The following is a 19,908-nucleotide window of genomic DNA, read 5'->3' as shown; positions in this document are numbered from 1 at the left end:
CCGATCTTGCGGATATAAAGAAAAGTTTATATTTGATCGAGGGCTCGCTTTCGGCTAGGGCGCGCACGAAAATTTCGTGACCGCTCGCCTGCGGTCGTACTCGCCAGACTGGAGAAAACCCCGTGGCCACTCTCGCCGCCGACACCCGCGACTATGTCGTTGCCGACATCAGCCTTGCCGACTTCGGGCGCAAGGAAATCAACATTGCCGAAACCGAAATGCCCGGCCTGATGGCGCTGCGCGCCGAATATGGCGCGGCGCAGCCCCTCAAGGGCGCGCGCATCACCGGTTCGCTGCACATGACGATCCAGACCGCGGTGCTGATCGAAACGCTGACCGCGCTCGGCGCCGAAGTCCGCTGGGCGACGTGCAACATCTTCTCGACGCAGGACCATGCCGCCGCCGCGATCGCCGCGTCGGGCGTGCCGGTATTCGCGGTGAAGGGCGAGAGCCTCGCCGATTACTGGGACTATGTCGGCCGCATCTTCGACTGGGGCGTCGAAGACGGCACGACCGCGAACCTGATCCTCGACGACGGCGGCGACGCCACGATGTTCGCGCTGTGGGGCGCGAAGCTCGAAGCCGGCGAGACGATGCCGGCGCCCGAGAATGAGGAAGAGATCGAAATGCAGCGCGCGCTGAAGGCGTTCGTTGCCGCCAACCCCGGCTACCTGACCAAGACGGTCAAGGCGATCAAGGGTGTGTCGGAAGAAACGACGACCGGCGTCCACCGTCTGTACCACATCGCCAAGAAGGGCGAGCTGCCCTTCCCCGCGATCAACGTCAACGACAGCGTCACCAAGTCGAAGTTCGACAACCTCTATGGCTGTAAAGAGTCGCTCGTCGACGCGATCCGCCGCGGCACCGACGTGATGCTGGCGGGCAAGGTCGCGACCGTTGCCGGCTTCGGCGACGTCGGCAAGGGCTCGGCTCAGTCGCTCCGCAACGGCGGCGCGCGCGTTCTCGTCACCGAAATCGACCCGATCTGCGCGTTGCAGGCGGCGATGGAGGGTTTCGAGGTCGTGTCGATGGACGAAGCCGTGAAGCGTTCGGACATCTTCGTCACCGCGACGGGCAACGCCGACGTGATCACCGCCGAGCATATGGCGGCGATGAAGAATATGGCGATCGTTTGCAACATCGGCCACTTCGACAGCGAGATCCAGATCGCGGCGCTCGCCAACTACAAGTGGACCGAAGTGAAGCCGCAGGTCGACCTGGTCGAATTCCCCGACGGCAAGCAGATCATCATCCTGTCGAAGGGCCGCCTCGTGAACCTCGGCAACGCGACGGGGCACCCGAGCTTCGTGATGTCGGCGAGCTTCACCAACCAGACGCTCGCGCAGATCGAGCTCTGGACCCGCAGCGAGCAGTACAAGAACGACGTCTATGTCCTGCCAAAGCATCTCGACGAAAAGGTCGCGGCGCTGCACCTCGAAAAGCTCGGCGTGCATCTGTCGAAGCTGACGCAGAAGCAGGCCGACTATATCGGCGTGCCGGTCGAAGGCCCGTTCAAGCCCGACCATTATCGTTACTGAGCGTTCATAGTCCTTACCGGACGTTCACAATTTGTTGCGTTTGGGCCACATCGCTCCCCGAAAATCGGGGCGCGGGGTGGCCCTTTCGCGTTATCGCGTTGACTTGTTAGCCGTTTGATCCTGATCTGGGGCTAGCCGGGGGGCATGACGATCAGGAAGGAGTTCCGGGGATGATCACCTCGCGCGACATGCGGGCTGGCTTTTACACGAGCATTTCGGCCCTCGCTTTTTTTGCTTCTACCGTTCCGGCCTACGCCCAGGACACGGCAACCGACACCCAGAGCAGTGACACCGCGGCGCCGGCGGACGAAGGGTCCGGCGACGAGATCATCGTCACCGGCTCACGCATTCCGCGCGCCGGTTTCGACACGATCCAGCCCGCGCTGGTCACCACCGCCGAACAGATCGACAAGCGCGGCTATACCAACATCGGGCAGGCGCTGTCCGAGCTGCCGGCCTTCGGCGTTCCGGGAAACAGCAATGTCGGTGCGCAGGCGGGCTCCTTCGGCGCAGGCCAGACCTTTGCCGACTTCTTCTCGCTGGGCAGTCAGCGCACGCTGACCCTGGTCAACGGGCGGCGCTTCGTGTCGTCGAACACGTCGTCGATCTTCGGTCCCGTCGCGGCGGGCAGCCAGGTCGACCTCAACGTGATTCCCGAGACGCTGGTCGAGCGGATCGAGACCGTCGCCGTCGGCGGCGCGCCGATCTATGGCTCCGACGCCATCGCGGGCACCGTCAACATCATCCTGAAGAAGGATTTCGAAGGGCTCGAGTTGAAGGCCCAGACCGGGATTTCAGAGCGCGGCGACGCGCCCGAGTATCGCATCAACGGCCTGTGGGGCATGAACTTCGCCGACGGACGCGGCAACATCACCGTCAGCGGCGAATGGAATCGTGCGACCGGCCTCTCCACCGAGGACCGCTTCCTGACGAGCGCGCGCGGGCCGTTCTTTACGACCGCCGCCGATCCGAGCGCGCCGTTCCAGCAGCAGCTCTATTATGGCCAGCGCTATAATATCTTCACCAGCAGCGGGGTACCGCTGGCGGGTGACAGCATTCCCGAATTCGCGGGCATCTTCGACCAGCAGGGCAATGTGCTGACCTTCAACGAGTCGGGCCGCCTCGTCCCGCTCGATTTCGGGACTCGGACGGGCAGCCTGATCGAAAGCGTAGGGGGCAACGGATTCCCGCTGGCCGATTTCGGCAACCTGGCGACGAACACCGAGCGCTATCTGGGCAACGTCCTCGCCAATTTCGAGATCAACGACAATATCCGCTGGTTCGGCGAAGGCTGGTACGCGCACAGCAAGGGAACGAACCTGCGCGACCAGCCGGTGTATAACACCGCGCTGTTCGGCAACGCCGGCGATCCCGACGGCAATTTGATCTTTAACCTCGACAACCCCTATCTCGACCCTGCCGATCGCGCGATCATCGCGGCGAATCTTGCCCCCGGCGACACGCAGTTCCTGCTGACCCGCGCCAACACCGACCTCGCGAGCGGCCGCGCATCGACGACGGTCGAGGTCTATCGCTTCGTCACCGGCTTCCAGGGCGAATTCGGGGCCGGCGACCGGACGTATAATTGGGAAGTGTCGGCGAACTACGGTCATTCGGAAACGCGTGGCCGCGAACGGGTGATCGTGCAGCAGAATTTCCTGAATGCGCTCGATGCAGTCGATCAGGGCGTGTTCAACGGCGGCGCGCCGAACGGCAACATCATCTGCCGTCCGGGCTATACCAACGCCAATATCGCGACACTCAGTTCGACCTGCGCGCCGCTGAACCTGTTCGGGGTCGGCCGCTTCAGCCAGGAAGCGCTCGATTATGTTACGACGATCGCCGACCCCACGGCGAACAATTCGCAGCTCGTGCTCAACGCGAACATCAATGGCCCGCTCTTCCGCCTGCCGGGGGGCGATGTCGTTCTGTCGCTGGGGTATGAGCACCGCCGCGAGAAAACGTCGTTCGACCCCGGCACCTTCTATTTCGGCGAGGATGACGGCAACGGCGGGCGCACTCAGTTCGGCCGATCGATCCCGATCGACCCCGTGAAGGGCAAGTTCAACACGAACGAATTCTTCGGCGAGCTTTTGATCCCGATCATTTCGCCGGACATGAACACGTTCATCCACTCGTTCGAATTCGATGGCGCTGCGCGCTACATCGACCATTCGATCGCCGGTGGCGACTGGACATGGACGGCGGGCGGGCGTCTGACGCCGGTCGAGGGTTTCACGATCCGCGGCAACTTCACCCGCTCGGTGCGCGCGCCCGCGATCACCGAAATCTTCAACCCGACCTCGCAGGCATTCGATACCGCGAACGATCCGTGCGACGCGCGCTTTGTCGATTCGGGGCCGAACCCGTCGCAGCGCCGGGCGAACTGTATCGCTGCGGGCATAACCGACCCCGACAATTTCACGTCGAACATCGTCGATTTCACGTCGCCGATCTCGGTGTCGGGCAATACCGACCTACAGAATGAAAAGGCGAACAGTTGGACGGTGGGCACGGTCATCCGCCCGCGCTTCGTACCGGGGCTGACCGTCGCGGTCGACTGGGTCAACATCAAGCTGAAGAAGGCGATCGTGACGCTCAATACCGAGCAGACGCTCGAGGCTTGCTATGACTCGGCGAATTTCCCGCCGGCCATCTGCAACGCGATCGACCGCGATCCGGCGGGGCAGGTGACGTTCGTGCGCACTGGCTATGCCAACGCCGCCTCGCTGAAATTCGAGGGGCTGACCGCCGAAATCGCCTATCGCCGCGAAGTGGCGCCCGACACGACCTTGGGCCTGTCGCTGAACTATCTCTACCTGAACAAGCTCGAAACGCGGGTCGGTTCGGGCGATATCGACACGGGTCGGGGCGAGATCGGCGATCCCAAGCATTCGTTCACGGCCAATATCAACATCGACCACGGCCCGGTGAACTTCCTGTGGCAGACGCAATATTTCGGCAAGAGCGTCTGGGATGCGGACGCGGCGCCCGATGCCTATGAATATAACGGTGTCGGCGACTGGTGGCTGTTCAACGCGTCGCTCGGGTTCGACGTCGCGAAGAATTTCGAGATGCGCGTGATCGTCGACAACGTCTTCGACAAGGCGCCGCCTTTCCCGGCGCCTGCCGCGGGCGGCACGATCACCTATTATTCGGGCATTCTCGGCCGCTATTTCCGCGTCGCCGGCAAGGTCAAATTCTGATCCGAAGGGGGCGGTGGGCGCTTCCTCCCCGCGAGGAAGCGCCCATATCGCCCTTTCCTTTCGTCCGCCGCTGCGCTTCCTTCCACCGACGCGGCGAGGCTCCCGGTCGCGATGTCATAAATCCCGATACGCCTGACGATTGAACAGCGCTCGCGCAATCGATAGGGGCGGACGGATGGTGTCCGGCGATCCTTCCTTTTTCAGACCATGCAGCTGAGCCCCGGCGCGCTCTTTGCCATCGGGCTGTTCGCCGCGCTCTGGCTGCTCGCCGGGCTGTGGGCGATCGGGCGCGGGGTCGCGATGCAGCGGCGCTCGGCCTTCATTGCGGGGCAGACCGACCGGCTGGCGAGTCTGGTCGAGGCCTCGCCGCAGCTTCCCGTCATCGTCCGGCCCGACTGGCGGATCGAGGCGGCCGAGCGGCTGTCGCGCTGGTTGGGGCTGCCGCAGGGGCCGCGCAATTTCGACGAGCTGCGCGGGATTGACGCGGGGCTCGACCCTGCCGGGCACGAACAATTGCGGCAGGCGATCCTCGGCGCGCAGCGCGGTGCGAAACCCTTCACCCTCAGCCTGAAGCCGCTGGGCAGCGCGCGGACAATCATCGTTCATGGCGCGGCCGCCCCGCAGACGGTCGGCGGCGCGGGCAGCGTCCTGCTGTGGCTCAGCGACGCCACCGAAGGGCAGCATTCGCTGGCGCAGGCGCGCCGCGAGCGCGACGAGGCGCTGGCGGCATTCGAGGCCTTGTCGGGGCTCATCGAGGCCGCGCCCTTCCCGATGTGGTTCCGCGAGGCCGACATGCGGCTCGCGCTCGTCAACGCCGCCTATGTCCGCGCGGTGGAGGCGACGAGCGCAGCGGCCGTGATCGAGGAGGGAGTCGAACTGTGCGAACCCGTCGCGGGGATCAGCGCGACCGACGCCGCCGAAGCCGCGCGCACCGCGGGCGCCGCGCAGCAGCGCACCGTGCCGGTGACGATCGAGGGCGAGCGGCGGATCATGCGCGTCGTCGACGTGCCGCTCGCCGCCGAGGGCGGGCGCGTGTTCGGCATTGCGGGCTATGCGATCGATATTCAGGAGCTGGAGAGCGAGCGCGGGGCACACCGGCGTTTCGTGACGACCCAGCGCGAGCTGCTCGACCGGCTGTCGGCAGCGGTCGCGCAATTCGGGCCCGACCAGGGGCTGGTGTTCGCGAACCAGCCCTTCCGGCGGCTGTTCGCGCTGTCGGCCGAGGATGTGTCGGAAGGACGCAGCTTCGCGCGCTTGCTCGACCTCTGGCGCGAGGGCGGGCGCACGCCCGAGGTGCGCGACTATCCCGAATGGCGGCAGGCGCATGTCGACTGGTTCGCGAAGCCCGACGCGAGCGAGGAGGACTGGCTGCTGCGCGACGGCACGCACCTGCACGTCGTCGCGCAGCCGACCCCCGATGGCGGCCTGCTGCTGATCGCCGAGGACCGCACCGAGCAGGTCCAGCTGGCCGGGGCGCGTGACACGCTGCTCCGCGTCCGCACCGCGACCTTCGACAATCTGTTCGAGGCGATCGCGGTGTTCGCACCCGACGGGCGGCTGCACCTGTGGAACCAGCGATTCCGCCGCTTGTGGAACGTCGACGAGCATATCCTAGCGGGGCACCCGCGCGTCGATGCGCTGATGGGCGGGCTCGCCGACCGGCTTGCCAAGCCGAGCCAGATCAGCGTGATGCAGGAGGTGATCCGCGCCGCGACGCTCGAACGGACGCAGCGTGTCGGCGAGATCCGCTTCGCCGACGGACGCCATTTCGATTTCGCGTCGATTCCGCTGCCCGACGGCAACGCGCTGCTGATCATGCTCGACATCACCGCCAGCCGGAAGATGGAGGGCGCGCTGCGCGAGCGGAACGAGGCGCTGGAGGCGGCGGACAAGGTCAAGACCGCCTTCCTGTCGCGGATGAGTTACGAACTGCGCACGCCGCTGACCTCGATCGGCGGGTTCGGCGAGATGCTGCAGTCGGGCTATGCCGGCGAACTGCCCGTCGCCGCGAAAGCCTATATCGACGCGATCATGGATTCGGTGGCGGTGCTCGGGCGGCAGATCGACAATGTGCTCGACCTTGCGCAGGGCGAGGCCGGGACGCTGGCGGTCGAGCGCGCGCCGGTCGATGTCCGCGCGCTGCTCGACAAGGCGCTGGCCGAAGCGAAGCCCTTCGCCGCCGCCGAGAAGATCGAACTGGCCGGGCAGATGTCGAACATGCTCGGCACGATCGAGGGCGACGCCCCCCGCCTCGCGCGGCTGGTGGCGGGGCTGCTCGACAATGCGATCCGTTTTACCGCGCCGGCGCGGCGCAGCGGCGGGCGCGTGCTGCTGCACGCCGATGGCGACGAGAAGGGGATCGAGTTCGTCGTTTCCGACAATGGCCCCGGGATGCCCGATGCGGTCGCAGCGATCACCAGGGGCACGCAGGCGGGGACGCAAAGCGGGGGTATCGGCCTCGCGCTCGCGCGCCAGCTCGTCGCCGCACACGGCGGGACGATGGAAGTATTGAGCGAGAAGGGGCAGGGGACGCTGGTGCGCGTGAGCCTGCCGCGCGGGGCATGAGCTTTCGTACGGATTATACGTTGGCCGACGCCGAGCGCATTGGCGCGGTGATCGGCGCGGCCTTGGTGCCGGGTGATGTCGTGCTGCTGTCGGGCGACCTCGGCGCAGGCAAGACGACACTTGCGCGCGCGATGCTCAAGGCACGCGGGCTTGCGGGTGAGGCGCCGAGCCCGACCTTCGCGATCGTCCAGCCTTACGCACCGCCCGAGGTCGATTTGCCGATCGCGCATGTCGATCTCTACCGGATCGAGCAAGAGGACGAGTTGATCGAGCTTGGGCTCGACGATTATCTCTATGACGGCGCGCTGCTGATCGAATGGCCCGAGCGGCTGGGGGGCCAGGGCTGGCCCGAGGCGCTGGCGCTGCGGATTTCGGGCGCGGGCGACGCGCGCGTCTTGACAGCCGAGGTGCCGGCGGCTTGGGAAACGCGATGGCCGCTCCGATGATTCCGCCCGCCCACGCCCCGGCGTTCCTCGCCGCGCATGGCTGGGGCGACGCCCAGATATTGCCGCTTGCAGGCGACGCATCCTTCCGCCGCTATTTCCGCGTGCGTGATGGCGACCGGCGCGCGGTGCTGATGGACGCGCCGCCGCCGGACGAAGACCCGCGTCCGTTCATCGCGGTTGCCGAATATCTCTGTAACCACGGTCTCAACGCGCCGACGATCCTGGCGCGCGATCTGGAGCAGGGGCTGCTGCTGATCGAGGATTTCGGCGACGTGCGGCTCCGCGAGACGGTCGACGAGCAGCTGCACAAGGAGAGCGATTATTACGCGGGCGTGACCGACCTGCTGGTGCACCTTCATGCGCGTCCCGCCATGGACGGGCTGCCGGTGCATGGGCTCGATCAGTGGCTGGACGAGGTGATGCTCTTCACCGACTGGTATTGCCCGGCGCTCGATATCGAGGTCGATCGCGACGGCTTCCGCGCCGCATGGCAAGCGGCGCTGGCGCCGGTCGAGGTCGACGGGTTGCCACGCGTGACGGTGCTGCGCGACTTTCATGCCGAGAATATCATGCTCGTCGCGGGTCAGGACGGCGTCGCGCATTTCGGGCTGCTCGATTTCCAGGACGCGCTGGTCGGCCATCCGGCCTATGATCTCGCCTCGGTGCTCGAAGATGCGCGGCGCGATGTGACGCCCGCGGTCGAGACGGCGATGCTCGATCGCTATGTCGCGGCGACCGGGCAGGGCGCGGCGTTTCGGGGTGCCTATTGGGCCCTCGCGGCACAGCGCAACACGCGCATTCTGGGGGTCTTCGTCCGGCTGTGGAAGCGCGACGGCAAGCCCGGATACCGCCAGTTCCAGCCGCGGATGTGGAGGCTGCTCGAACGCGACCTCGCCCACCCCGCGCTTGTCCCCGTCCGGCAATGGTTCGACGCCAATGTCCCGCCTTCGAAACGGGCGGAGGCGTGGACGTGAGTGTGAAAATCGAAAGCGCGATGGTGATGGCGGCGGGCATCGGCAAGCGCATGCGCCCGCTCACCGCGACGCGGCCGAAGCCGCTGGTGCGCGTCGCCGGCAAGGCGCTGATCGACCACAGCCTCGACCGGATCGAGGCGGCGGGGATCGACCACGTCGTGGTCAACGTCCATTATCTGGCCGACGCGCTCGAAGCGCATCTCGCGGCGCAGAAGCGCAGCTTCACGATCGCGGTGTCCGACGAGCGGGAGCAATTGCTCGAAACCGGCGGCGGGATGATGAAGGCGCTGCCGCTGCTCACGGGCGATCCGATCCTGATCGTCAACAGCGACAATATCTGGACGGACGGGCCGCAGGACAGCATCGCGAATCTCGCGCGCCATTGGGACGATGCGAAGATGGACGCGCTGCTGCTCGTGATCCGGCAGGCGAGCGCGACAGGACATGGCGGCAAGGGCGATTTTCACATGGATCCTACGGGCAAGCTGTCGCGGCGCAAACCGGGGCGGATCGCGCCCTTTGTCTATACCGGCGTCCAGCTGGTCTCGCGGCGGTTGCTCGTCGATGCACCCGAGGGGCCGTTTTCGACCAATATCTTCTGGGACCGCGCGATCGCGGCGGGGCGGCTCTTTGGGCTGTCGCATATGGGGCAGTGGTTCGACGTCGGGACGCCGGCTGCGATTGCGCCGACCGAAGCCGCATTGGGCGAGGTCTAATCATCTCAATTCGTCATTGCGAGCGCAGCGAAGCAATCCAGAGTTGCGTAAACCGCCCCGGATTGCTTCGCTGCGCTCGCAATGACGATGTGTGAATCCGATGGCTGACGCGAAGCCCGTCATCTTCTCCATCCCGGTCCACCGGGCCTTCGCCGACGCCTTCGCCGCCGGAATCATCGCGCGATACGCCGACGGCGCGCTGGGGCTGGCCGAAGGGCTGATCCTGCTGCCGAGCAACCGCGCGCGGAGCGCGGTGCAGGCGGCCTTCGTGCGCGCGGGCGGGACGGGATTGCTGATGCCGCGGTTGGCGGTGATCGGCGATGCGGACCTCGATGAGTCGGTGGCGTTGTCGCTCGATGCCATCGACGATGACCCGATCCCCCCCGCGATCGACGCGCTGCGGCGGCGCCTGCTGCTCGCCGAACTAATCGAGCGATACACGCCCGCGGGCGAGCCGTCGATCGTCGGCGCCGCGGCGTTCCAGCTCGCCGACGGGTTGGCGCGGGTGATCGACCAGCTGCATTATGAGGAGGTGCGCGTCGGCGATCTCGTCGATCTCGACCTCGGGGCATTCGCCGAACATTGGCAGGCGTCGCTCGGCCGGCTCAGGCTGCTCGTCGATCATTGGCCCGCGGTGCTCGCCAAGACCGGCAGCATCGACCGGGCGGAGCGGCGCAACCGGTTGCTGGGGCGCGTGACCGCGGGATGGCGCGCGGCGCCGCCCGCGCCGTTCGTCGTCGCTGCGGGCATTACGACCGCCGCGCCTGCGATCGCGCGGTTGCTGCGCACCGTGGCCGATCTGGAGCGCGGAATGGTCGTGCTGCCCGGCCTCGACCGGGCGATGGCGGCCGAGGAATGGGAAGCGCTCGGCCCGACGCGGCCCGATCCCGAAAATCCGGCGCGGCCGCTGGAGACGCATCCGCAATATCATCTGAAGTTGCTGCTCGACCGTATGCGCGCGAGCCGGGAGGAAGTAGTCGAATGGGATGCGGCCTCGGCGTTCGACGGGCCCGAAGCGCGCACCCCCTTCGTTTCTTTGCTCTTCGCGCCCGCCGACTATAGCGCGCAATGGCAGGCGGCGGGCGACCTGTCGGCGGCGACCGCGGGGATTTCGGGCGCCGTTTTCGCCGACGACGGGCAGGAGGCGCAGGGGATCGCGCTCTTGATGCGCGAGGCGGTCGAGACGCCGGGGCGCACCGCGGCGCTGGTGACCCCCGACCGCGGGCTCGCCGAGCGCGTCGCGGCGGCGCTGGCGCGCTGGGGCATTTCGGTAGACGACAGCGCGGGGCAGCCGCTTTCGCGGACGCCGCCGGGCGCGCTGCTGCTGCTGCTGGCGAAGCTGGCGTCGGCGTTCGATCCGGTCGCTTTGGTGTCGCTGCTCGGACATCCGCTGGTACGCAAGGGTGAGGGAAGGTCGGCGTGGCTCGACCAGCTGCGGCGGCTCGACCTGCTGCTGCGCGAGCCGGGGTTGCTGCCGGGATGGGACGGGGTGAGCGCGCGGATTGCCGCACGTGCGGCCGATCCGCGGGGACACGGGCACGGTCTCGCGGTTCAGCTACAACCTTGGTGGGACGAGGTTTCGGGCGCGCTCGGCGTGGCACTTGCCCCCTTCGCCGGACCGACGCCGCCCGCGACCTTGCTGGCGGCGCTGCAACGGGCGGCCGAATGGCTCACGGGCGACGCGATATGGGCGGGGCCGGCGGGGCGGATGCTCGCCGAGCTGTTCGACCAGTGGGCGCTTGCGCGCGGCGATGGGCCGGCGCTCGTCGATCCCGCCGATTTTCCGGAGATGCTGGGGCAATTGTTGGCCCAGGCGAGCGTGCGGCCGCCCTATGGCGGGCATCCGCGCCTGTTCATCTGGGGCCTGCTCGAGGCGCGCTTGCAGCGCGCCGATCTGATGATTCTCGGCGGGCTCGACGAGGGGCGCTGGCCCGCCGCGACGCAGCCCGATCCGTGGCTGGCGCCGGGCATTCGCCGCCTGCTCGGCCTGCCCGCGCCCGAGCGGCAACAGGGGATGGCGGCGCATGATTTTGCGAGCGCGCTGGCGGCGCGCGAAATCGTCGTCACGCGCGCGCAGCGGAGCGGCGGCGATCCGGCGGTCGCGTCGCGCTTCTGGCTGCGGCTCGCGGCGCTGGCGGGCGATCTGCCCGAACCGGCGCCGGGCGGGGTAGCGCTGACCCGGCTCGTGGCCGAACTCGATCTGCCGACGGGCGTCGTGCAGCCGGTGGGCAGGCCGGCGCCGCGCCCCCCGGTCGAGGACCGCCCGCGCAAGATCAGCGTCACCGCGGTCGACCGGCTCGCGCGCGATCCTTTCGCCTTTTATGCGAACCAGATGCTCGGCCTGTCGGCGCTCGATCCGCTGAGCGCCGCGCCCGATCCGCGCTGGCGCGGAACACGCGTGCACAGATTGTTCGAGGATTGGGTGCGCGGCGGCGCGACACCTCAAGGGTTCGAGCATGAACTGGCGGCGCTGCGGGAGGACGCTGCGCTCGATGCGATCGCGCGCGCTTTCTGGTTGCCGCGGATCGAGCCGGCGCTGCGCTGGGCGGCGGTGCAGGTGTGGGATCGCGCCGATCGCAAACCGCTCGACGTCGAGGTGAAGGGTGCGATCAGCGTCGATGGCGTGACGCTGCACGGCAAGGCCGACCGAATCGACCGCGATGCCGAGGGGCGGTTGGCGATCGTCGATTATAAATCGGGCGGCGCGCCGAGCGCGAAGGCGGCGTTCGACAGGCTCGACAACCAGCTCGGCCTGCTCGGGCTGATCGCGCGCGAAGGCGGGATGGAGGATATCGCCGCCGCGCCGGTCGAGGCACTCGAATATTGGAGCCTGCGGCCCGATCGCCGTGCGGGCGGCGCGGGGAAGATTTCGAACACTTATGGGTCGCGCAGCGATCTCAAGAGCGCCGATCAGGCGATCGACCATGCCGCCGACGCGCTGTCGGAACTCGCCGCGATCTACCTGTTCGGCGACGCGCCCTTCGAGCCCGGCGAGGTGGCGGGCTATGGCGAGTATGACCAGCTCATGCGGCGCGACGAATGGTTCGGCCGCGGGGAGGAGGGCGCATGAGCCGGCCCGGCGGCCTCGCGACGCTCGACCCGCGGCAGGGCGCCGCCGCCGATCCCGAAAGCCATGTCTGGCTGGGCGCGTCCGCGGGGACGGGCAAGACGCAGGTGCTGTCGGCGCGCGTGCTGCGACTGATGCTTGCCGGGGTGTCGCCCGAAGCGATCCTCTGCATCACCTTCACCAAGGCGGGCGCCGCAGAGATGGCGCATCGCATCCACGAGCGGCTCGCGGCGTGGGTGCGGATGGACGACGGCGATTTGCGGCTCGACCTGCGTGCGCTGGGACTGGAGTGGGACCGGCCGGGGCTGATGACGCGTGCGCGGTCCTTATTTGCGACGGTGATCGACAGCCCGGGCGGTGCGATCCGGGTGCAGACAATCCACGCCTTTTGCCAGACTTTGCTCGCGAGCTTCCCGCTCGAGGCGAAGCTGCTGCCGGGCTTCCGCGCGATCGAGGAGGATGAGGCGGCGGCGTTGCAGCGCGCGGTGCTGAGCCGTCTGCTCGAAGAGGATGACGAGCGCGACGTTCTGCGCGAGGCGGCGGCGATGTTGTCGCGGCGGCTGGGGCAGGAGGCGGCGCTCTCTTTCCTGTCGAGCTGCGCGGCGGCGTTCGGCGGGCCGCGTGCGGCGCTGCCGCCGTCGGCGCACGACCTGCGGGCGGCGTTCGACCTGCCGGGCGGCGATCCCGATGCGTGGATCGCGGGCGCGCTCGCGGCGGGCGCGATCGACGAGGACGATATCAGGGCGGTCGCGGCGAGCGGCGCCGATTGGGGCACCAAGACCGGGCTCGCGTGCAACGATGCGATGATCGGCTGGCTGATCGCCAATCCGGCGAAGCGCGCCGCGATGCTCGGCGAATTGCTCGGCTGTTTCCTGACCGGCAAGGGCGAGCTGCGCGCCGATTTTGCGGGCGAAAAGGGGCGGATGACCGACTGCGTCGAGAACGCGGTGCGGATCGTCGATGCGGTGCAGGGCCTTCTCGGAACCGTGACCGCGATGCGCGTCGCCGACGACCTCGCCGCGGCGTGGAAGCTCGGGAGCCGCTTTGCCGAGGCTTATGCGCTCGCGAAGCGCGAACGCGGGCTCGCCGATTTCGACGACCTCATCACCCTCGCCGGATCGCTGCTGCGCGTCAGCAGCTTCGGCGAGTGGGTGCGCTTCAAGCTCGACCAGCGCACGGACCATATCCTCGTCGATGAAGCGCAGGATACGAACATGCGCCAGTGGGGGATCGTGCTGTCGCTGGCCGAGGAATTCTTCGCGGTGAACCCCGAAGACGCCGAACGCGTGCGCACGCTGTTTACCGTCGGCGATCGCAAGCAGGCGATTTTCGGCTTTCAGGGCACCGAACCCAAGGCATTCGCGACGGCGCGCGAGCTGTTCCATATTCTCGGCGAGCGCGCGGGACAGGATTTCCGCAACGTTGACCTGGTGTCCAACTATCGTTCGACGCCTGCGGTGCTGGAGGTGGTCGACGCCTGGCTCGCGGCGGGTGGTACGTCCGACATGGGGCTAGACGGCGAGGAGCCCCCGCATCGTCCCTTCCGCTCGGGCCACGCCGGCCAGGTCGAGCTATGGCAGCCGCTGCCGGTGGGCAAGGCGCTCGACGCCGAGGCCCGGGAGAGCGATGAAGGAGTCATCGAAGGCGAGGGCGACGGAAGCGCGCCCGCCTCCGATCCCGCCTCGATGCGGCTCGCGAAGGCGATCGCGGCCGAGGTGCAGGCGTGGATCGCGCACGGCAAGGACGGGCGGCCGGTTGCGCCGGGCGATATCATGATCCTTGTCCGGCGGCGCCGCGACCTCGCAGCGCGGATCGTCGCGCGGCTGCAGGCGCTGCACGTCCCGGTCGCGGGTGTCGACCGTTTCGCGCTGACCCAGCCCCTGGCGATACAGGATCTCATTGCGGCGATGCGCTTTGCGGTGCAGCCGCTCGACGACCTCAATCTGGCGTCGCTGCTCGTGTCGCCGCTGATCGGCTGGTCGCAGGACGAGCTTTACGCGCGCGCGCATCGGCGTGGCCGCGCGGCGCTGTGGGAACATCTGCGTGCGACCGAGGGCGACGTTCCGGCGGTGGCGATGGCCGCGCTGCGGCACCTGCTCGGCATGGCCGATTTCACGACGCCGTTCCGTTTTCTGGAGACCGTCCTGTCGGGGCCGATCGACGGGCGGCGCAAACTTTACGCGCGACTGGGGCGCGAGGCGCGCGATCCCATCGACGAGCTTCTGAATCAGGCGCTGGCGTTCGAGAGCCGCGAGACCGTGTCGCTGCTCGGCTTCCTGACGCAGGTCGAGAGCAGCGCCGCCGATATCAAGCGCCAGACCGAGGCGCGCAGCGACGTCGTGCGCGTGATGACGGTGCACGGGTCGAAGGGGTTGCAGGCGCCGATCGTGATCCTGGCCGACGCGACCGACGACCCCGGGATCGGGCACCGCCCGTTCAGCGTCGATGTTGCAGCGTGGGAGAAACTGCCGGTCTTTGCGCTCCCCGCCGACGAGCGGCATGGCGCGCTGGCGAAGGCCTATCAGGACGCCGCCGACGCTGCGTCGCAGGAGCATTGGCGGCTCTTCTACGTTGCGATGACGCGCGCCGAGGAAATCCTGATCGTCGCGGGCGTGACCAGCAAGGCCGACCGGACGATCCCCGAAGGCAGCTGGCACGCGGCGGTCGAATCGGTGCTGCCGGACATGGGCGCCGAATGGGAGAATGCGGGACCGCTATGGGGCCGGCGCCGCGTCCACCGCGCCAATGCGAGCAAATGGGCGCGGAGGGAAAAGGCGGAGAAGGTCGCGGCGCCTGCGCTCGTGCTTCCCGAATGGGCGCTGAAACCCGCCCCCGCGGAGGCGCGCCCGCCGCGCCCGCTGGCGCCATCGGCGCTTGGCGAGGACGATGTCGCGGTGCCGCCGCAGGGGACGGCGCGCGTTGCGGCGGTCGAGCGCGGGTTGTTGCTCCATGCGCTGTTCGAACGGCTGCCACCGGTTGCGGCGGCGCGGCGGCGCGAGGCCGCGCTGCGCTGGCTCGGCTTGCAAGCGGGGCTGGATGAGGCAACCCGGTCGGCGATGGCCGATGAGGTGCTCGCGGTGCTCGACGATCCCGCGCACGCGGCGCTTTTCGGCCCCGGCAGTCTGGCCGAGGTGCCGCTGTCGGCCGTGGTGGACGGTGCGGTCGTGGCGGGGATCGTCGACCGGCTGCGCGTCACCGACGACGCGGTGACGGTGATCGATTACAAGACGGGGCGGCATGTGCCCGAAAGCGCCGGGGGGGTGCAGCCGGCCTATCTCCGCCAGATGGCGGCCTATCGCGATGCGCTGCGCGTGATCTTTCCGGGCCGGCGGGTCGAGGCGGCGCTGCTCTACACCGCCGCACCGCGGCTGATTGCGCTCGATAACGCGCTGCTCGACACGCACAAGCCCGGCTTGGCGGCAACCAAGGCGAATTTGCCGGGTTCAGCCCTTGAGCAGGACGCGCCGACGCCTTAGCTTGGGACCAACGATATTTCAGGAGTTCAGATCATGGGTACCAAGGCCATTACCGACGCCAGCTTCCAGAGCGATGTTCTCGACAGCGACACCCCCGTGCTGGTCGATTTCTGGGCCGAATGGTGCGGTCCGTGCAAGATGATCGGCCCCTCGCTCGAGGAAATCGCCGACGAACTGGGCGAGAAGGTCGTGATCGCCAAGATCAATATCGACGAAAACCCCGACGCGCCGAGCAAATATGGCGTGCGCGGTATCCCGACGATGATCCTGTTCAAGAACGGCGAGATCGCCGACACCAAAGTTGGCGCAGCGCCGAAGAGCGCGCTCAAGGGCTGGCTCGAAGGCGCCCTTTGATCGAACATCGGGCCCCGGCCGAAGCCGGGGCTCCTTGTTTCAGGTCAGCGGAATCATGACCTGGCCGGCATAGCCCGGCCGCATTTTCAGCCGCGCGTACCAGTGCTCGACATGCGGCAGCGACGGCCGCTCGATCGCGAGCGAAAAATAAGTATATACATAAACGCCCATCGGGATGTCGCCGATTCCGAACGCGGCGCCTGACAGCCACGGCGTGCGCGACAGCGCTTCGTCGAGGATCGCCATCTGCTTTGCCGAGGCCGCCGCCGACGCCGCGATCGCTGCCGCGTCGCGCGCTTCGGGCGTCCGGCGCACGAGATTGAGGAAGGCGTCGCGCTGCGCATCGGCATAGCCGGTCTGCCAGTCCATCCATTTATCGCCGACCGCGCGAGCGGCAGGATCGGTCGGCCAGAAGCGTGTCCCGCCGTGCCTCGCGGCCAGATAGCGCAGGATCGCGTTCGACTCCCACAGGGTGACGCCGTCGTCGTCGATCGTCGGGATCAGTGCATTGGGGTTCTTCGCGAGATAGGCGGCATCCATCCCGAACTGACCGCCGACATCGCGGCGCTCGAACGGCAGGCCAAGCTCGACCGCGAACCATGCGACCTTCTTCACATTGTGCGAATTGAGGCGACCCCAGATCGTGAGCATCGCGGCTCAGCTCCGATAGTCGGCGTTGATGCTGATGTATCCGTGGGTCAGGTCGCACGTCCACACGGTCGCACGGCCTTCGCCGAGGCCGAGGTCGGCGCCGACGCGGATGTCCCGTCCTTTCAGGTGCGCCGCAACCGGCGCCTCGTCATAGCCGTCGACGGGCAGGCCATCCTTGGCGACCCAGTGATCGCCGAAGCGGATCGCGAGCTTGTCACGGTCGGCGGGTTCGCCGGCCTTGCCCACCGCCATGACGACGCGGCCCCAATTGGCGTCCTCGCCCGCGATGGCGGTTTTCACGAGCGGCGAATTGGCGATGGCCAGCGCGACCCGTTTGGCGCTGGCGTCGCTGGTCGCGCCGGTAACCTGAATTTCGATGAATTTCGACGCGCCTTCGCCGTCGCGCACGACCTGATGCGCGAGATCGAGGGCGACTTCGCGGATCGCCGCGTAGAGCGCGTCGGCGCCCGGATCGTCGCGGGTCGTCAGCGTGGCATTGCCCGCCCGCCCCGTCGCGAAGAGCAGCACCGTGTCGCTGGTCGAGGTGTCGCTGTCGACGGTGATGCTGTTGAAGCTGCCGCCGGTCGCCTCACCGAGCATGTCCTGCAACAGCGCGGGCGCGACCGCGGCATCGGTGAAGATATAGCCGAGCATCGTTGCCATGTCGGGCGCGATCATCCCCGATCCCTTGACGATGCCCGCTACGTGGACGGTCGTGCCGCCGACGATCGCGCTCGCTGCCGAACCCTTGGCGAAGGTGTCGGTGGTGCAGATCGTTTCGGCGGCGGCCTCCCACGAGCAGGGCTGGGCGGTGAGCGCGGCTGCAACCCCGGCACGCGCCTTGTCCTTGGGCAGCGGCACACCGATCACGCCGGTCGAACTGACGAAAACTTCGCTGGCGTCGCAGCCGAGATGGCCCGCGACCTGCGCCATGATCTGCTCGACCGCCTCGCGCCCCCGATAGCCGGTGAAGGCGTTGCTGTTGCCCGCGTTGACGATCAGCGCACGGCCCTTGCCACCTTTGACCTGTTCGCGGCCGAGTTCGACTTCGGACGAGCAGCAGACATTGCGCGTGAAGACGCCCGCGACCGTGGTGCCCGCTGCGAGCTCGACATAGGTGAGGTCGCAGCGATCCCAGTTCTTGTACTGCGCGCGCGCGACGCGGCGCGTGACCCCGGCGATGTCGGGGAGGGCGGGGAAGGCGGCGGGAGCGAGCGGTGAGCGGGTGGTCATGGGGATGCGCTTAGCCCTCCCTCGCACAAAGAAAAACCCCTCCCGAGGTGAAGGGGCTTTCGATCCTCCCTGTCGCGAAGCGATGGGGAGGTGGCAGCGCGCAGCGCTGACGGAGGGGCTGATGACACTATCGTTGCCGCCCCTCCACCACCGCTTCGCGGCGGTCCCCCTCCCCATGGCCTTCGGCCACAGGGAGGATCTTTGTCTTACGCCGGAATGCCGCTGATCGACTTCACTTCCATGAAATCCTTGAGGCCGAACACGCCGCCCTCGCGGCCGTTGCCCGACGCCTTGTAGCCGCCGAACGCCGCGCCCGGGCCGGGGCCCCAGGCGTTCACCGCGACCATGCCGGCGCGCAGCTTCGGCGCGACTTCGGCCGCCTTGGCGGGGTCGCCAGAGACGACCGCCGACAGGCCATATTCGGTGTCGTTGGCGATCTCGACCGCTTCGTCCAGCGTGTCATAGGCCATGATCGTCGCGACCGGGCCGAACACCTCTTCCTTCGCGATGCGCATGTCGGGCGTAACGCCCGAGAAGACCGTCGGCTTGATATAATAGCCGCGGTTGACGTTGCTTGGCAGGCCGGTGCCGCCGGTTTCCAGCGTCGCGCCCTCGTCGATCGCCGACTGGATCAGGCCCTGGATCTTGTCGAACTGCGCCTTGTTGACGACGGGGCCGATGTGGCCGCCCTCGCTCATCGGGTCGCCGACCTGCGTCCCGTCGAACATCGCCTTGATCACGCCGACCGCCTCGGCCTCGCGCTCCTTCTGGACCAGGATGCGCGTCGGCGCGATGCAGCTCTGCCCGGTGTTGACGAGCACGCCCTGCACCGTCGGCGGCAGCACGGCTTGCAGGTCGGCGTCGGGCAGGACGATGTTGGGCGATTTGCCACCGAGTTCCTGATGGACGCGCTTGACCGTGTCGGCCGCCGCCTTGGCGACGAGGATGCCGGCGCGGGTCGATCCGGTGAAGCTGACCATTTCGATGCCGGGATGCGCGCTGATCGCGTTGCCGACGGTCGGGCCGTCACCCTGCACCAGGTTGAACACGCCGGCGGGGACGCCCGCGGCTTCGAGGATCTCGGCGAAGATCACCGCGTTACCGGGGCATTCTTCCGATGGCTTCAGGACCATCGTGTTGCCCGCGGCGAGCGCCGGCGCGACCTTGAGCGCGATCTGGTTGAGCGGCCAGTTCCAGGGCGTGATCATGCCGACGACGCCGATCGGCTCGTAGGCGATGACCCCCGCGGCATATTTTTCGGTGAAGCTGAAATCCTTGAGTGCGGCGATCGTGCCGAGGAAGCCGCCGATGCCGGCGCCGACCTGGGCAGTGCTGGCGAAGCTGACGGGGGCGCCCATTTCGCTCGCCATCGACTTGGCGAGATCGGCGCCGCGTTTCTTATATTCCTCGACGATGCGGTTCAGCAGATCGAGGCGTTCCTCGCGCGTCGTCTGCGAGAATGTCTTGAAGGCTTCCTTCGCCGCGGCCACCGCGTCGTCAACGTCGGCGGCGGTGCCGAGTACGACGGTCGAGGCCGTTTCTTCGGTCGCGGGGTTGATGACGTCGTGGAGCTTGCCGCCCTTCGAATCGACCCAGCGGCCGCCGATGTAGTGCTGTTTCAGGTGGGTTTCGGTGTCGCTCATCGTCATTCTCCCAATCGCGGTGAATCCGTCTCGGATTGC

General features: G+C 67.7%; 12 protein-coding genes. 9 read left to right on the top strand and 3 right to left on the bottom strand.

Going from position 1 to position 19,908, the window contains the following annotated elements; translation table 11 throughout:
* The first annotated feature begins 122 nt into the window (after positions 1–122).
* The 9 genes from ahcY to trxA all read left to right on the top strand — a co-directional run bounded on the left by ahcY (position 123) and on the right by trxA (position 16,342).
* Positions 123–1,538: an adenosylhomocysteinase gene (gene ahcY / locus ATE64_RS13510; RefSeq protein ID WP_058455056.1), complete on the top strand. Its 1,416-nt coding sequence runs from the start codon at positions 123–125 to the stop codon at positions 1,536–1,538.
* Between the two features lie 170 nt (positions 1,539–1,708).
* Positions 1,709–4,744: a TonB-dependent receptor gene (locus ATE64_RS13505; protein WP_058455057.1), complete on the top strand. Its 3,036-nt coding sequence runs from the start codon at positions 1,709–1,711 to the stop codon at positions 4,742–4,744.
* Between the two features lie 207 nt (positions 4,745–4,951).
* Entirely contained in the window at positions 4,952–7,309 is a 2,358-nt protein-coding gene (locus tag ATE64_RS13500) for a PAS domain-containing sensor histidine kinase (RefSeq protein WP_058455058.1), read from the top strand.
* Positions 7,306–7,755, top strand: a complete 450-nt coding sequence (gene tsaE, locus ATE64_RS13495) for a tRNA (adenosine(37)-N6)-threonylcarbamoyltransferase complex ATPase subunit type 1 TsaE (protein WP_058455059.1) — start codon at positions 7,306–7,308, stop codon at positions 7,753–7,755. The genes ATE64_RS13500 and tsaE overlap by 4 nt, the downstream gene beginning before the upstream one ends.
* Complete coding sequence (locus tag ATE64_RS13490) at positions 7,740–8,729, top strand: phosphotransferase (protein ID WP_058455060.1); 990 nt, start codon at positions 7,740–7,742, stop codon at positions 8,727–8,729. The genes tsaE and ATE64_RS13490 overlap by 16 nt, the downstream gene beginning before the upstream one ends.
* The gene (locus ATE64_RS13485) at positions 8,726–9,445 is read left to right on the top strand and encodes a nucleotidyltransferase family protein (protein WP_231729084.1); all 720 of its coding nucleotides are present in this window, start codon (positions 8,726–8,728) and stop codon (positions 9,443–9,445) included. The genes ATE64_RS13490 and ATE64_RS13485 overlap by 4 nt, the downstream gene beginning before the upstream one ends.
* Before the next feature lie 100 nt (positions 9,446–9,545).
* Positions 9,546–12,515 carry a double-strand break repair protein AddB gene (addB, locus tag ATE64_RS13480; RefSeq protein ID WP_058455062.1) on the top strand — a complete coding sequence of 990 codons (2,970 nt, stop codon included), beginning with the start codon at positions 9,546–9,548 and terminating at the stop codon, positions 12,513–12,515.
* Positions 12,512–15,988: a double-strand break repair helicase AddA gene (addA, locus tag ATE64_RS13475; protein ID WP_058455063.1), complete on the top strand. Its 3,477-nt coding sequence runs from the start codon at positions 12,512–12,514 to the stop codon at positions 15,986–15,988. The genes addB and addA overlap by 4 nt, the downstream gene beginning before the upstream one ends.
* 33 nt (positions 15,989–16,021) lie before the next feature.
* Positions 16,022–16,342, top strand: coding sequence for a thioredoxin TrxA (trxA, locus tag ATE64_RS13470; protein ID WP_058455064.1), 321 nt, complete (start codon positions 16,022–16,024; stop codon positions 16,340–16,342).
* Positions 16,343–16,381: 39 nt separating this feature from the next.
* Here trxA and ATE64_RS13465 read toward each other — a convergent pair whose 3' ends face one another.
* The 3 genes from ATE64_RS13465 to ATE64_RS13455 form a co-directional block, all read right to left on the bottom strand.
* Positions 16,382–16,993, bottom strand: a complete 612-nt coding sequence (locus tag ATE64_RS13465; RefSeq protein WP_058455065.1) for a glutathione S-transferase family protein — start codon at positions 16,991–16,993, stop codon at positions 16,382–16,384.
* 6 nt (positions 16,994–16,999) lie between these two features.
* A complete protein-coding gene (argJ, locus tag ATE64_RS13460) occupies positions 17,000–18,226 on the bottom strand; it encodes a bifunctional glutamate N-acetyltransferase/amino-acid acetyltransferase ArgJ (protein ID WP_058455066.1) in 1,227 nt (408 codons plus the stop codon).
* A 206-nt stretch (positions 18,227–18,432) separates the two neighbouring features.
* A complete protein-coding gene (locus ATE64_RS13455; RefSeq protein ID WP_058455141.1) occupies positions 18,433–19,869 on the bottom strand; it encodes an aldehyde dehydrogenase family protein in 1,437 nt (478 codons plus the stop codon).
* Positions 19,870–19,908 lie beyond the last annotated feature (39 nt).

The sequence above is a fragment of the Sphingopyxis sp. H073 genome, from assembly GCF_001468395.1.
In the GTDB taxonomy this organism is placed as follows: domain Bacteria; phylum Pseudomonadota; class Alphaproteobacteria; order Sphingomonadales; family Sphingomonadaceae; genus Sphingopyxis.
This window is presented reverse-complemented; position numbering and strand designations above follow the sequence as displayed.

What these genes read in the sequence shown, in the direction of transcription:
- ATE64_RS13465 (WP_058455065.1), bottom strand. Translation starts at nt 16,993, where the DNA reads ATGCTCACGATCTGGGGTCGCCTCAATTCGCACAATGTGAAGAAGGTC.
- addA (WP_058455063.1), top strand. Translation starts at nt 12,512, where the DNA reads ATGAGCCGGCCCGGCGGCCTCGCGACGCTCGACCCGCGGCAGGGCGCC.
- ATE64_RS13500 (WP_058455058.1), top strand. Translation starts at nt 4,952, where the DNA reads ATGCAGCTGAGCCCCGGCGCGCTCTTTGCCATCGGGCTGTTCGCCGCG.
- ATE64_RS13455 (WP_058455141.1), bottom strand. Translation starts at nt 19,869, where the DNA reads ATGAGCGACACCGAAACCCACCTGAAACAGCACTACATCGGCGGCCGC.
- argJ (WP_058455066.1), bottom strand. Translation starts at nt 18,226, where the DNA reads ATGACCACCCGCTCACCGCTCGCTCCCGCCGCCTTCCCCGCCCTCCCC.
- ATE64_RS13490 (WP_058455060.1), top strand. Translation starts at nt 7,740, where the DNA reads ATGGCCGCTCCGATGATTCCGCCCGCCCACGCCCCGGCGTTCCTCGCC.
- ATE64_RS13505 (WP_058455057.1), top strand. Translation starts at nt 1,709, where the DNA reads ATGATCACCTCGCGCGACATGCGGGCTGGCTTTTACACGAGCATTTCG.
- addB (WP_058455062.1), top strand. Translation starts at nt 9,546, where the DNA reads ATGGCTGACGCGAAGCCCGTCATCTTCTCCATCCCGGTCCACCGGGCC.
- trxA (WP_058455064.1), top strand. Translation starts at nt 16,022, where the DNA reads ATGGGTACCAAGGCCATTACCGACGCCAGCTTCCAGAGCGATGTTCTC.
- tsaE (WP_058455059.1), top strand. Translation starts at nt 7,306, where the DNA reads ATGAGCTTTCGTACGGATTATACGTTGGCCGACGCCGAGCGCATTGGC.